Origin of the sequence: Pedobacter nutrimenti, from assembly GCF_032678445.1 — a bacterium.
GTDB lineage: Bacteria > Bacteroidota > Bacteroidia > Sphingobacteriales > Sphingobacteriaceae > Pedobacter > Pedobacter nutrimenti_A.
In genome coordinates, this window is record NZ_JAVTSQ010000009.1 from 212,182 (window position 1) to 226,868 (window position 14,687).

12 protein-coding genes are annotated in these 14,687 nt (G+C 41.3%); 5 read left to right on the forward strand and 7 right to left on the reverse strand.

Going from position 1 to position 14,687, the window contains the following annotated elements:
- Position 1: 1 nt before the first annotated feature.
- Both R2S08_RS17640 and R2S08_RS17645 read right to left on the reverse strand, forming a co-directional pair.
- On the reverse strand, positions 2–1,393 hold the full coding sequence (locus tag R2S08_RS17640) for a TIM44-like domain-containing protein (RefSeq protein WP_316836369.1): 1,392 nt from the start codon (positions 1,391–1,393) through the stop codon (positions 2–4).
- 43 nt (positions 1,394–1,436) lie between these two features.
- Positions 1,437–2,546, reverse strand: a complete 1,110-nt coding sequence (locus R2S08_RS17645) for an SPFH domain-containing protein (RefSeq protein ID WP_316836370.1) — start codon at positions 2,544–2,546, stop codon at positions 1,437–1,439.
- 192 nt (positions 2,547–2,738) lie between these two features.
- Here R2S08_RS17645 and R2S08_RS17650 point away from each other — a divergent pair, with 192 nt between their 5' ends.
- From R2S08_RS17650 to R2S08_RS17665, 4 genes are all read left to right on the forward strand, one after another.
- Positions 2,739–2,990 (forward strand): hypothetical protein, encoded by a 252-nt coding sequence (locus R2S08_RS17650; protein WP_316836371.1) that lies wholly within the window; start codon positions 2,739–2,741, stop codon positions 2,988–2,990.
- On the forward strand, positions 2,987–5,149 hold the full coding sequence (locus R2S08_RS17655; RefSeq protein ID WP_316836372.1) for a peptidase domain-containing ABC transporter: 2,163 nt from the start codon (positions 2,987–2,989) through the stop codon (positions 5,147–5,149). The genes R2S08_RS17650 and R2S08_RS17655 overlap by 4 nt, the downstream gene beginning before the upstream one ends.
- 6 nt (positions 5,150–5,155) lie before the next feature.
- Positions 5,156–5,491 carry a hypothetical protein gene (locus R2S08_RS17660; RefSeq protein ID WP_316836373.1) on the forward strand — a complete coding sequence of 112 codons (336 nt, stop codon included), beginning with the start codon at positions 5,156–5,158 and terminating at the stop codon, positions 5,489–5,491.
- Between the two features lie 118 nt (positions 5,492–5,609).
- Positions 5,610–5,897 carry a GNAT family N-acetyltransferase gene (locus tag R2S08_RS17665; protein WP_133780078.1) on the forward strand — a complete coding sequence of 96 codons (288 nt, stop codon included), beginning with the start codon at positions 5,610–5,612 and terminating at the stop codon, positions 5,895–5,897.
- Between the two features lie 558 nt (positions 5,898–6,455).
- Here the strand turns inward: R2S08_RS17665 and R2S08_RS17670 are convergent.
- Positions 6,456–6,881, reverse strand: coding sequence for a hypothetical protein (locus R2S08_RS17670; protein ID WP_316836374.1), 426 nt, complete (start codon positions 6,879–6,881; stop codon positions 6,456–6,458).
- Positions 6,882–7,017: 136 nt separating this feature from the next.
- A complete protein-coding gene (locus tag R2S08_RS17675) occupies positions 7,018–8,001 on the reverse strand; it encodes a glycosyltransferase (RefSeq protein WP_316836375.1) in 984 nt (327 codons plus the stop codon).
- Positions 8,002–8,339: 338 nt separating this feature from the next.
- Here R2S08_RS17675 and R2S08_RS17680 point away from each other — a divergent pair, with 338 nt between their 5' ends.
- Positions 8,340–8,894 carry an RNA polymerase sigma factor gene (locus R2S08_RS17680; protein WP_316836376.1) on the forward strand — a complete coding sequence of 185 codons (555 nt, stop codon included), beginning with the start codon at positions 8,340–8,342 and terminating at the stop codon, positions 8,892–8,894.
- Positions 8,895–9,023: 129 nt separating this feature from the next.
- On the opposite strand, the gene R2S08_RS17685 is transcribed toward R2S08_RS17680, so the two are convergent.
- The 3 genes from R2S08_RS17685 to R2S08_RS17695 all read right to left on the reverse strand — a co-directional run bounded on the left by R2S08_RS17685 (position 9,024) and on the right by R2S08_RS17695 (position 14,680).
- On the reverse strand, positions 9,024–9,818 hold the full coding sequence (locus tag R2S08_RS17685; protein ID WP_316836377.1) for a hypothetical protein: 795 nt from the start codon (positions 9,816–9,818) through the stop codon (positions 9,024–9,026).
- Positions 9,819–9,907: 89 nt separating this feature from the next.
- Positions 9,908–11,362, reverse strand: a complete 1,455-nt coding sequence (locus R2S08_RS17690; RefSeq protein WP_133780084.1) for a hypothetical protein — start codon at positions 11,360–11,362, stop codon at positions 9,908–9,910.
- A gap of 111 nt (positions 11,363–11,473) precedes the next feature.
- On the reverse strand, positions 11,474–14,680 hold the full coding sequence (locus tag R2S08_RS17695; RefSeq protein WP_316836378.1) for a TonB-dependent receptor: 3,207 nt from the start codon (positions 14,678–14,680) through the stop codon (positions 11,474–11,476).
- Between the last annotated feature and the right edge of the window lie 7 nt (positions 14,681–14,687).

The following is a 14,687-nucleotide window of genomic DNA, read 5'->3' on the forward strand; positions in this document are numbered from 1 at the left end:
ATCAATAACCCCCAAAATCGGTGAGTACCCAGTTTTTTGCGGTGTCTACCACCAGTGCATCACAGTAAGAGCAGGTATCATTAGTGGTATCATTATAGGGCGCACCGCAACTGGCACATTCATAACTGAAGGCAATTTCTTTCTGAGGCTTATTTAAGGCCGCCAGATCCTTAGACAACACCAACTTAAAACGATGAACATCCATCTCCTGATCCAATGCGGTTAGTTTGGAGCCCAGTTGCACACGCTGGTAAGTTGCACTCAACGTAAACATCAGGTTTAGTTTCTCATTAGCCTGGTTGTATTGTGATAAAGTAACGTCATTAAGATACAAGCGGTCAAACACAAAACTTCCAGCCGATGCTTTTTGCTGTATGAGCTTTTCTGCCAGAGAAGCCTCTGCAAAGCGCAATAGTTTTTTGTTATTTTCGCCGGTAAATACTTCCATAATCTGCATAAAAACATTGGATGCAATATCTTCCATACGCTGTATAGAGAACAGTGGGTCATTTTTGATCAACTCGTGAAGGTTGACATCATTCAGCAAAGGATTCTTTCCGCCATAATCCTCCATTTGCGTAATCTCACTCAATACCCAATCATAAGCAGCATTGTTGGTGAGTGTTTTACAGCTCAGGCAACGGCTAACTTCACCCAGTTTATCCTCCAGTGGCGCTCCGCAATTGGGGCAATTGTCTGTATGGTACAGATCTGCACCGGAAGGTTTTGAATCTGTACGTTTGATAAAGGTCCAGTATTCTGTATCCGTGTCGCCTTCATAAGATTCATTGAGCGAAGGATATTGCTGACTGATAAACTCATCATCCATAGAAAAAGAGATCGCTACATCTGCGGTTTGGTAGGCCCCATCAGTATTGAGGGATGCTACTGCAATATTGTGGATACGGATATTGCTGAGTCGATTGTACTGGGTTAATTTTTTCATCATAGCAAACTGCGCAGTAAATCGCTGATATACACCATCAGACATCCATTTGCGCACTTTACTCAAATCCTGTTGCTGCCAGGCTTGCTGCAATTCCATAAAAGAAGTCCCGACCTTTTCAGGAGTCAGCCCTTCTGGAAATTGATGTTGTGGGCTCGGTGACATGATCGGCTGAGATTGTCCATTATTGCTACCTGGATTGAGCTTGTTTTTAAACATGGTGTACAGCACTATAGCAATAATGATGATCACAATCATGCCCGGACTTAAGGGGAGGCCCAAACCACCTCCTCCACCACCGCCAAAGCCGTGGCTGCTGCTATGAGATCCGCCACCGCTATGTCCGCCAGCGCCGCCAACGCGCGCCATTGCAGAGTAACTGTATAAAAGGACTAAAGCTGCCGCAAGTAGTATTACTTTTCGGGCAGGAGATGCTGTTATTCTCATTAAAAGGTAATTATAGATAGAAGACTTCTTTTTAATTGGGTTTTTATCCTGGAAGTGGAGGTGGAACATTGTTGAATAAATCAGACAATTCAGCTACTGATGAAGCTTCGGCCCATTGCGCCATACCTGTTTTCCATACCATAGATTCACGTTTCAGCGTGCCCGACTGTGTCATTTGCGCCAGTTGTTCTGCATTAAAAGGGCCGGTTTGCTGGCCATTGGATGCAACAAAGAACTGTACTGCTCCTGGTATTGGTGGCGGTGTTGTATTGGCTGGCTGCGGTGTGTTTGTACTGGAAGCATTGCCTAAAGCATTTGAAATCGTTTGGCCCATGCCTAAACCTACGCCCAAACCTACTCCGGCACCTGCAATCCCCCCAGGATTTTCAGCGGCGATCTCAATACTTTGCGCTGTTTTAAACTGAGCAAGTTTTTGCATGTCAATGCGGTCGAGACGGGAGTAATCAAAAATTTCTTTTTTGATGTCATCAGGCATAGATACATTTTCTACCAGGAACTTTGTGATCTTAAGTCCATAGGCCTCAAAATCTTCATTTAGTTTATCCTGGCAAAGCTGAGAAAGATCTTCAAGACTTGCCGCTACTTTATCAATCGGGATATTACCATTGCCAATGGCATTGGTAAACTTAGTGACGATCAGGCTTCGCAGCTGACCATTTATTTCTTCTGTTGTAAATTCCCCTGAGGTTCCTGCAATTTCTTTAATGAATTTACCGCCATCTGCTATACGAAATGCAAACGTACCAAAAGCACGCAGTTCGATCATTCCAAAACGAGGATCATTTAGGGTAATCGCATTTTTGGTACCCCAGCGCTGGTCCGTAAACTGCCGGGTACTGATAAAAAATACATCAGCTTTGAACGGGCTTTCAAAACCATACTTCCAACCTTTCAGCGTAGCCAGGATGGGCATGTTTTGTGTTTGCAGCGTGTACATACCAGGCTGGTATACATCTGCAATTGTTCCTTCATTTAAAAAAATGGCCTGCTGAGACTCCCGTACAGTGAGCTTAGCATTCATTTTGATCTCGTTATCATAGCGTGGAAATTTCCATACCAGCGTATCACCGCTGTTGTCTTCCCATTGTATAATGTCTATAAATTCATTCCGTAGCTTATCAAAAAATCCCATAGTTGATCTTTGTTGAATAAAAAATAATTTATGTAAATATAATAGTTTGGAGGAATTGTGAGCAGTCCTGTTGTTTTTTTAACAAGAAGGTAAAAACGCAACTTAGATTTTTAGTGTTTTTTCAAATACAACTTCTGGTTGTTGCGTATAGCCTTTAATCCACAGAACTTTACAAAAGTAAATCTGGAGATTATGGCGATTAAGGAAAGCTTTTCTGATCATTTAAATATACCCTATATGCAAAGCCTTAAGGTGCGCAGCCAGGCCATTTATCTCAGTGTACTGCTTTTTACGCTCCTTGTTTTCGCTACGTTGCCCCTTATAAAGCTACAGGTTAGCGAAGTAAAAGGCCAGGTTGTAGAACGTACGGCCTATCAGATTCTTTGCAGCCATTTAAATAACTGGTTAGATACAGACGTTCCGGGAAAGGGCAAAGGTTTATGAACGTAAAGGTGAAACAAAGGGACATCACCGACTGCGGGGCCGCATGTCTGGCCAGTGTAGCCGCTCATTATAAACTTCAGCTGCCTGTAGCCAAACTCAGACAACTGGCCAGTACAGATAAGAAAGGAACCAATATCCTTGGTATGATTGAAGCGGCGAAAAAGATTGGCTTTGATGCGAAAGGCGTGCGTGGTGATTTCAACGATCTTACTAAAATCCCGAAGCCTGCCATTGCTCATATGATTGTTAAAGAAACTTTGCATCATTATGTAGTGGTTTATGGTGTGACCACAACATATGTGGAAGTCATGGAGCCTGGTCAGGGTAAAATGCTCAGAAGGAGTCATGACGAATTCAAAAAAGAATGGACGGGTGTTCTGGTACTTCTAATGCCAAATGAAAGCTTTGAAGCCGGCAATAAAAAGATCAGCATTCGCAGAAGGTTTTTGAACCTGATCCTACCCCATAAGGCCGTAATGGCACAAGTGTTTTTTGGTGCCATTATCTATACCATACTCGGTCTTTCCACCTCTGTTTTTGTACAGAAAATTGTAGATAATGTACTGATTGAAGGGAATAGAAACCTGTTAAACCTGCTCAGTGTGGGTATGTTTGCCATCCTCCTGCTACAGGTTTTTATAGGGGTGGGGAGAACGGTTTTCACCCTGCGTACAGGGCAACAGATCGATGCCAGCCTGATCCTGGGCTATTACAAGCATTTACTGAAACTTCCACAGCAGTTTTTTGATACCATGCGGGTAGGTGAAATTACTTCCCGCATTAACGATGCGGTGAAGATCAGGACCTTCATCAACCAGGTTTCCGTAGATCTGGCTGTGAATATCTGCACCGTACTTTTCGCGTTTGTCCTCATGTTCAGTTATTACTGGAAACTTGCCGTGGTTATGCTGGCTATTATTCCTTTGTACATGGGGATTTATTATATCGCAAATCTGCTGAACAGGACAGTACAGCGTAAACTGATGGAAGACAGTGCAGAACTGGAATCACAGCTGGTAGAGAGCATTACTACGGCATCTACCATTAAACGTTTTGGACTGGAAGATTTTGCGAACAACAAGACCGAGATCCGTTTTGTACAATTGTTGAAAACCATCTATAAATCCGGAATGAACAGTGTTTTTGCAGGGGTGTCTACAGAAACCATTTCCAGGATATTTACCATTATACTTTTATGGACCGGTGCAGGTTATGTTCTCGACGGACAAATCACGGCCGGCGAATTACTCTCATTCTATGCGCTCACAGGCTATTTTACCGCTCCTGCTGCTTCATTAATTGGTATTAATAAGACAGTTCAGGATGCGGTAATTGCCGCCGACAGATTGTTTGAGATCATGGACCTTGAAATTGAGAATGACGAGGAGAAGTTCCATCTTCATCCGGCAGATATCGGAGACATCCGCTTTGAAAAAGTAGGCTTCCGTTATGGCAGCAGAATCAGTGTTTTTGAAGATCTGAACCTGCGGATCCCAGTTGGAAAAACAACCGCTATAGTTGGCGAAAGTGGTTCCGGAAAATCTACACTGATTGCTCTTCTGCAAAATATATATCCAATCAGCAGCGGGAACGTATTTATTGGAAAGTATGCAGTGAAATACATTCGCAATGCTGATCTCCGCCGTTTGGTTGGTGTAGTACCTCAACAGATAGATTTATTTAATGGAAATGTAATTGATAATATCGCCGTTGGCGATTATGACCCTGACCTCCGTTTGATTCTGAACATCTGTGAGAGCCTGGGCATTTTATCTTTTATAGAAGATCTTCCAAATGGATTTAAAACGCAGTTAGGGGAAAATGGGGCAGCATTATCGGGGGGGCAAAAGCAAAGGATCGCTATTGCCAGGGCACTATACCAAAAACCTGAAATCCTGTTGCTGGACGAGGCCACTTCTTCCCTGGACCCGGAAGCCGAATCCTATGTTCAGAAAACAATAGACTACCTGGCCTCCCGGGGAAAAACCATTATTCTGATTGCCCATCGTTTAAGTACAATACAAAGGGCCGATCATATTGTTGTTTTAAAGAAAGGTAAGGTTGCAGAAGAAGGCAACCACGAAGAACTGCTTAGAGAGCAACGGGAGTATTTTAATTTATGGGAACGGACCAATGCAATGTCTGTTCTTTCAATCTGAGAAAATATGGCTGTAAAAATATTTCAATATATAGAGATGATGAACCGGATGCATCTGCTGATCACCCAACAGGAAACAGGGAATCCCAACGACCTGGCCAAAACCTTAGAAACAAATTTGGATCAGATGTATTCGATTCTGGAAGAATTGAGATCGACGGGTGCTTCTATCGCTTATTCCACAAAAAAATGCAGTTACTATTATACCAGGCCTTTTGAACTCGACATCAGTATCAATTATGGTGAACTTCGACCATTTGAACTCAGAGTGATCCGGGGCGGTGGAATCTTATCCAAAAGAAGGTTGTTTGATTATTTTTCTTATCCTAGATCAATTTTTTAAAACGCAGTGCAGGGTATATTTGTTATATTACTAATTGTTAAAAAAATCATGATATGAAGAAGCTGATTGCCTGTATACTTGCCCTTTGGACAGCCCGTCAGTTTAAAAAGATAAGCAGATGAAGTACGAAGAAATTAAACTGGTTAATAATGAAGTCGGTCATCGTTTTGAACTGACTGTAGAAGGATACACAGCCTTTATTGATTACAAAATTAAAAAGGATAAGGCTTATCTTATCCATACGGAGGCACCTGAAGAACTCAAAGGAAAAGGAGTAGCAGAGGCCTTGGTAGAAAAGACTTTAATTTATCTGGAAGAACAGCATCTAAAGCTGGTTCCTCTGTGTCCATATGTACAACTTTTCTTAAAGAGACACCCCGACTGGAACCGTCTGGTAGCTGAATAATTATACCGAAAAGGGGTATCCAATATCTTTGGAAACCCCTTTTACTTATGTTGTGCCTGCCCTACACGGATCCCCCGTTCACAGGACTTTTTTATCGTTGTTTTCTATTCAACAATTTAGGAATTTATTGGTTTGATCTGGATTGAAAATTTTGCACATATGTGGAAAAGGTAAACCTGTCTGTGGAGGAGATTAATTCGGAGAGTATGCGATTGTTATTTTAACTTCTTTCGTTTGCTCTTACTGCTCTCTTTTAATCTATTGTCCGATTGCATCAATTTTATTCTTTACCGGAAGGACTTCCTGGAAAGCTGGGATAGGGCTGGCTGTTGATAACTCCACTTTTATAATGGATCTAATATGGATATAGTCCGCATTTTTATATAAAAATGCGGACTGTATGCGGACTAGATGCAGAGTATATGCGGATTCATCTACTCTTAATCCTATTTGTTGTCTTACTCTATTCTGGCTATACGCTAATCTTTAAATAAAAAGAGGCTGATCATAATTTTATGATCAGCCTCTTTTTATTTAAAGAAATGTTTACCTTATTACTTAAGGAACGTATTTGGATGGTAAAATAACGATTTTTGCTTTTAAATTTTTAGTTGGCTTAATGGCTAAATTGTTTTGGTCATCAGAACTTTGAATGTCGATTCTGATCTTTCCTTTAGAGAGCTTGTAGCTATAAGCATCTACATTGTAAACGTAGGGTAATTGAATATATGCATCCGGATTTGCAACATCAGATGGATGGTTGAGATAAACTAAAACCCCCTCATCATCAAGTGTTATTTGATCAATCTCATTTACATTAAGCGTTGTAGAGTAAGTGAGTCCGTTGTCACTTGTAGTCCAGTCAGATGGCAGGATTGTATAATTAAACGTTCTGTTTTGTGTTTCCTGAACAATCGTTTCCTTCTTGCATGAAGCCAGGCCCAGCGTAGCTATGCATAGTAATAGTAAAAATTTTATTTTCATATTTCAGTGTGTTTTAGTTTTCCCTGCAAATATTTTGCCATAAAGATTTTATACGAAATAGAAATCTGTTTTGAAGAACGTTTATTCGACAAACCGGGGATTTTACCAGATGAAACAGAAGTCTGTTTAACCGTGGCTAATCTTTGTGCCAGGGTAAATATTTAGGCGTTACCTCTTGAAGTGTAGGTTGATTTGGATGGAGTTTTTTGTTATTCAGTACATCTTCATACAAACGAAGATAGTTGTCTGCCATTTGCTTCAGGTTGAAATGGGTAACTGCATAATCATGGCAAATCTGATTACTAAACTGATCTACACTTTTCAATCCTTCCGTAAGAACAGATCGGCTGCTGCTGAGCAGTCCAACTTCCGGGCTAACCAGTTCTGTTAAAGAACCATAGGGCGTACCAAAAACCGGGCAGCCAAAATAAAGACTTTCTATAATGGCAATTCCGAAAGGTTCATTCCATAAAACAGGAAAAAGGAGTGCTTTAGAATGTTTCATTACAGCAGATTTCTCTGCATTATCCACCATTCCTTTAAAGCTGACATTTAGATTTGGCGTAAAACGAAAACCCATTTTAAAGTTGAGGCGGTGCCCACCTAATACCACCAGCTTATTTCCACTGGCTGTCGCGATATCAATGGCGCCCGTTACATTTTTAACCCTCCATGCTGCTTTCGCTAGGAAATGAGTATAGGAACGTTTCCCGGAAAGATCAGGTTTAGGATAGTCATCTGGATCCAAACCATGATGCACGTAAGCAGAAGCGCCGTAACGGCTGGCGTGATTGCCGGAAACAAAAACAGAATTCTGATCGAGTAATTCTCCAAAGCCCGGATTGCCATGCACGGAAACCAGGTAAGGTTTTTTATGAAAATCCGGCATCTGATAATTAAAATGGACAATGTCTATATCATCAGGTACCTGCAGGTTGATGTCGACAGCGGGATCGAAAACCAATACCTTGGCGAAAGGGCATTCAGAACCTGCACCAACCAGATAGGTTACCTGATGGCCTTGTCTGTTCAGTTCTTTACCCAGCCACCAGATTACTCTCTCCGTACCACCGTATTTTGTGGCCGGGATCCGGGTATTGTTGACGATCAATATTTTCATCAGTATATAATTATTAATGCTTTGTTTATTGTTTTGATTTGTATTAATGAGCTCGTAAACTCGGTTTGTTTTTTAATGGAGATGAAGCTATCATGAGCATATTCATTTCGGTTTGTGTAGTGCTGTACATGATGGTTTCATCCCACCGCAAATATCCCAATAAAAGCGTAAAACAGAAGGAATAAATAAAACCGGGAAAATCCTGAAGAATGAGATGTATGCACAGGGGTTCTTATTGTCAATAAATGAGCAGGTTATCTTCGGAAAACCATCAAACTTATAGGACAATTAACATGCAATTAATATTGGGAATTTAAATTTGAGAATATTCATTTACCATGAAGAAAGAACGCTATCAAATTGAAAAGGAGTTACGATTTAAGTCCATTTATCTGGCAACTTTTGACAAACTCCACTCTTTATTCTTACGCTCGTTTAAAGACCAGGACCTGGTGCATGATGCACTGCAGGAAGGTTATCTGAAACTCTGGGAAAAACTGGAAGAACAGGAAGAAGGGGGGGATTGTATGCCTTTTCTGTATTTCTATACCCGCAACTATGCCCTGAAGCAAATTTCCAGAAATATTAAACGTGATTTGCTACAGCAGGACCTTTTTAGGGGCGCAGACCAGACCAATATGGAAAGGGAACTTGAGCATAAAGAATATCAGGTACAGTTAAGCCGGGTAGTGGATGACTTGCCTCAAAAGAGGAAAGAAGTATTTCGTTTATTTAATGAAGAAGGTTTAAGCTACAAATCTATTGGAAGCAGATTGGGCATTTCAAGTAAGACAGTGGACAGTCATCTTGCAAAAGCCACAAGAGCAATAAAGAGAGACCTTTGTTCTATTTATGGAATTGTGAAGATCTTTCTGATCCTTTTTGTATGCTGATTTATTTACATTTGATTCATATTAATTTAATCCTTAAATTCGAGCTATATTTTCTTGCTAAACGCAGTCAATATTAAAATGAATTTAAGGTTTGCTTTGTGGAGCAAACCTTTTTTATTTAAGTTGGTTTTATTGTATTTGACGCTGAAAAATAAGCTGCGGGCTTCTCAATGTTGTGCTTCCGTCTGCCGGGGCGGGTCCTATTCCAAAAGAGATGATGTTATTGGGTATCCATATAGAGAGTTGGTCGACAGAATATTCCAGGTAACTGCAATTGAATTCCTCAATGCTCATTACTTTTTTATGATTCCCCGTAGCAGTTGCATCGTAGCCCTCAATAACATAGAAGATCATACTGGAATCGAAACTGGGGTCAATTACGTTTGGATGAGGTAATTGGATATAGGCACTGAACTTATCTTTCCTGATCCCTTTCAGGGTCTTGTTTTTTAAAGGAATGAGCGTACCACCAAAATCATATAAAGAAATTTCAATGTCCATAAGGTCTGGTAAGACTTTGTCTGTGGTCACAAATCTGATTAAAAGACTATCTGTCTGTGGCTTCACGGTAGGGTCAAGGTTATCTACAAGTACTGTTGTCCCATTAAAAAAGCAGGTTAATGAAATGGGTTTCCTCGGTTCGATCATAACTGTAGTATCCAATATTTTCTTTTTCTGTAAATCGACAATGGAGATCTGTCTCTTACCGGCTTCCAGTTTAATGTTTACAGTTTTACCCTCAAGGGTATCTTTAAGAACTCCATCTACCTGTAATAAAACAGGGCTGGAACCACTGGGCGATGTTAAACTGATTGAAAACTGGCCAAATGAAGGAACTTCTATGATTTCTCCGTTCTTTTTACAGGAAAAAATCAGCATGGGTATGGCAAGCAGGAGAATAAAAAGGGTACTGTTTTGTTTCATGTTTTGTGGATTAAATAACCCTCTGCCAGCTATGCTGACAGAGGGAGACTTTTAACTATATCGTATATTAAATCAGAAAAGACACAGGATTACAAGTATGGATTGGTTTGAGGGGTATAAGTTGCCCAGTTGTCATCCCAACGGGCTGCAGTGTTGGCACCAAAAGCACCAAGGTAAACCGGTGTTGTATCAAATGCAGTCAATGCACCACCTGGATGTGTTACGCTGATGCTTGAAAAACTAGCTCCTGTTGCTGCAGGTGAAGGTGTTGGAGCCGTTACATAACGGAAATCAGGAATTGGTTTTGTAACTGTACAAATGTTTACATTGAATGGGTTTACCAATCTGATAAAGGCATTTGTAGAGGTCGCAGTGCTGGTGGTTACGCTAAACGGACTACCTGCAGTTGCTGCTGTGAACCCATGAACCAGACTGTTTCCAAAGAAACTACCACTTGTAGTCGCACCAGAAATGTTAGCGCCTGTTGCAAAACCGGCAACGATAGAATTACTTACTTTATAGGCAGAGTTTACTCTGAACAATGCACCGTTACTGGCTGTGAAAGGTGCTGCAGTTGGAGCAGATGGCTGGCCAAGGATGGTAAAGTTAGACAAAACTGGCTGGGTTAAACGTGAAGCATCAACCACAACTACAGGGCTGGTGATGTTATTGCTCTCAATGCCGTTAGGGCTTGGTGAATAAGCTAAGCAAGGAACTTTTACAGATACAGCAAACTGGATAGATCCTTGATATCCCTGGTCAAAATCAAAGTCGTCGTCATTGTTGCCATAAGAAACAAGATATTTTGCGTTTGCAGATCCGCCAAAGAATTCAAAAGCATCATCGGCACCATAACTTACCTGGATATGATCTAAAGTAGTAGCAGATCCTACGCCGCCAAGGGTAAGTCCGTTCAGCTCATTTCCTTCACTAATCACGTCTCCGGCAAACTCAATACGTACATATTTCAGCGTGCCTGAATTGTCTGCTTCTACAGAACCACCGTATTGAACAACATTAGTAGAAAGTCCAAGGTCAGTCATATACTCTGGTTTCATTCCTTCAACAGCCTGTGTGGTGGCCACGTTGGTTTTACCGTTTCCTAGAAGTACAATACCTCCCCAGTCACCAGGGGTACGGCTGTTGGCTGCTTCGTTACTGGTAAATACAATTGGATTGGCTTCAGTACCGCTGGCCTCAAGTTTAGCGCCTTTGGTGATCACCAGAAATGAAGGTTTAGAAGTAGGTGTAGGCTTCTTAACTCCCTTGATATAAGTTCCTGCCTGAACGGTAAGGGTCGCATTGTTGGTTACAAAGGTTGGTCCGTTAACGATCCATACTTTATCGCTGGTTAATGTTGTGTTCGTTGAAATTACATTAGGTAGGGTTTGTGTGGTGTTTGGAATATCACGCGTATCTTCCAGTCCGGCAGATGATGAGCGATCAAAATTTCCTGATCCTGTATTACTTCCCTGGTCTTTCTTACAAGCAGAGATAAAAACTATTAGTGACAGTGCAATAATTAAAAATGAATTTTTTTTCATGATGATTTTCTTTAGATTTTAGATTTTAGCGAGTCGTTGTGGCAACTCTTTTTTTCATGGATTGATTTTTCTTTGATTGACCTCCTCTTTCTTAATTTATATAGGGTATAGTTAAAAGCGATAACTGAAACTCAGGCTGTAAGTCGTTCCGTTCCGTATACGTCCGGCTACAAGATCATAACCTGGGTTATAAGAGGTTCCTTTAGGATCCGCTTGTCCTTCGGCCAATTGATAACTTGCACCGGGTACATCCTGAACCGAAGGTTCTCCTTCTTTGAAATGAGGGTTTCCTTTTGGATATTGATTTCTGTAAATGATGGTTTCTGCGTTGAGCAGGTCACTGATGTTGAATTTTACCTCGGCGCGTTGCTGTTTCAAGAACTTGTAATTAATTTGTAGATCCACCAGATTGCGTGGTTTCTCATATTCATCATAAGAGATACCTGCAGAAGCAAAGACAATACGCTTACCGTACCGGTTATATAAAACGTTGAGCCCAAATTGTCTGCCTGTGTAATTTATCCCAGCATTGATAATGTATGGCGATTGCCCATATAAAGGCCTGCTTCTTTTATAGCTGTCGCCTTTCAGGTCTTTACTGGGTTCGAGTTCAACACTCGCATCCAGTATGGTTAAACTTCCTGACATAAAGATGTTTTTTAGAAGTCCCGCATCCGGACTGATGAAATCCAGTGATTTTCTGAAGTCAATTTCCAGCCCCAGGTCTTTGGCTGAGGCCAAGTTCGTATATTTATAGGATGGTGCTCCTGAAGTTGGCACTAATTGAAGCTCAATTGGGTTTTTGAATTTCTTGTAAAAGCCCGATATCGAAATAACCTCCCCAGGTGAGGGATAAAATTCATATCTCAGGTCTAAATTTTCTATTGTTGTACTCTTTAAACTGCTTCCATAGATACTTCTCATCAATACCGGATCAAAGTATTCGAAACTTGACAGCTCCCGCAGGTCCGGACGTGCTACGGTTTTATACCAGGCCGCCCTGACATTCATTTTTTCATTGAGGCTGTAAATCAAATTGGCAGAGGGTAACCAGTCTGTTTTTCTTAAACTGACCAATTCTTCCTTGCCTGTATTTGCCTTCAAATTGGTTACGCTCTGATCATTTTTTTCTGCTCTTAAGCCGGCAATTAAACGCAATTTGCTTAAGAGTTTCAAATCGAACATTCCGTAAAACGCATCTAAATGCTGGGAACCATTATAACCTTGACCCGATCCCTCTGAGCTTATGTCTTTTCCACTACCTCCAATAGGGTAAAGATAGAGTTCGCTGTTTGCGAAATTTGCTGAATTATAGATATCATAATAGGCAAAGCCTGAATAATCCGCAAACGAACCCGAGGCTTGTTTTAGGTATCTGATCCGGAAAATGTCTGCACCGAAGTCGGCTTTTCTATATTTTCCCTGATAACCGGCTTTAAAACTTTGATTAAGGTTTAAGAATTGGAAGGGCACCTGGAAGTTTGCAGCCCAGGTATATAGTTTCTCTTTTAGTTTGGAATAATAAAGTGATCCTAAAGCAGCCTGCAGATCCGTAAAAACGGGATCGTAAAGATCTTTGGGACCGGTATAATTTGCGGGTTGTCTTCTGTCCATAATTTTTGTAAAGGGCTGATCACGCTTCAGATCGGCCATGCTGGCCTGCCAGTCAAATTTTATACCCCGTTTGCCAAGACTGTGTTCACCAGAAAGTACAGATTGAAAGAGTTGATTGATGACCACCACATCGCTGTAGTCATTAACAAAGGAATCATTCATAAAATCATTACCTTCAAATTTATATAACTGGTCAGATAGCTTCCTGTTATAGGTATTTTTCAACGTAATCTTGTTTTTGCCAAAACGGTAAGCCAGGCCGAGAGCGCCCCCTAAAGTAGTGGTAAATGTATAGTCTATACCTTTATAATCATTTACTGTTGCCTGATAACGATCGTTCTGATCTGCTTCCTGTTCGTTCCGGTAAGTCAGTGCAGCGATAATGCCAATCGTATTTCCCCCGACAGGAATACTTCTGCCCAGACTAAACTGATAGTTTTGTGTGGGTAGTGCCGTATATTTACGCATAGCCCAGTTGTTGGGCAGTGTAGAAAGGAATGATGCGGCTTGTTTCCGTTGTTCTATGTTGCCGGGGTCTGGTAATTGTGAGACAATGCCCATATATTGCTTAAAGGTCATACCGGTGGGCCGGTCGTAATGACTATCGCCGAAGCCCAGATAAGCATATTTACTTCTGGCCAATCCGATAAAATCTTTACCGGTCGCCCTGGAATTGTATCCTGTACCTACAGTGAGCTGTGTGAAATTCTCGTCTGGAATATCCTTGGTCGTAATTTGTACCAATCCACCTGTAAATTCTCCGGTCAGGTCGGGAGTAGCGGTTTTATTGACTACGATATTGTCAACCAGTGCACTTGGAACCATGTCAAAGGCAAAGTCTCTTCTGTTGGGCTCACTGCTGGGCAGCGGTGCTCCATTCATCATCAGGTTATTGTAACGGTCGCTTAGGCCTCTGATCACCACATATTTATTCTGTGAAATCTGCAGCCCGCTTACCCGTTTGAGTACTTGTGCCGTATTGTTGTCTGGTGTCCTGCTGATTTGTTCAGCTGTGATTCCATCGCTTAAAGCTGCATTGTTCTTTTGACGTGCATATAAACCCTCGATAGATGCTTTTTTATAGCTAGCGGTTACCACTACGGCATTCAGAGATTTTGAATCCGATTTTAGCAAAATGTCAAGCGGCGTATTTTGACCTGCTTTGATCGTTACATCGGTGATTCTCTTGGTTTGATAGCCCATAAAAGAAACCTCTATTGCATAAGTTCCAGGCTCCAGGCTTTGCTGATAAGTACCGTCAGTGGCACTTTGAAAGCTCATACTGGTGGAGAGGATTTTAATGGATGCCCCGGGCAGCGTTTCTCCTTTATCGTCCATAATGCGGCCGGATAATTTTCCTGGTTTTTGCTGTGATTTCCGGAGATTAAATTTCTCTGGTGATTCTATCCGGATGGATACTTCGTTGCGCAGTACTTCGTATTCGAGAGGAAGTTCTTTGTGCATTCTCCGTAAAGCTTCCTCCATGGTGAGCTTCTTAAAGGCAAGGTGATGAACAACAACCTTTTTTGCGGCTTCTTTGTCGTAAAAGAAATCATAGCTGGTTTGAGACTTTAGAATGCCAATCACCTCATTGAGGTTTTGGTTGGTAATTTGCAGATCGATAAGTGGTTTGCTTGAAGCAGATTGTCCTTTTGCGGGATTGATCAGCAAAGCAATGGGGATAGAAATTGCAAGTAAACTCAATTTATTC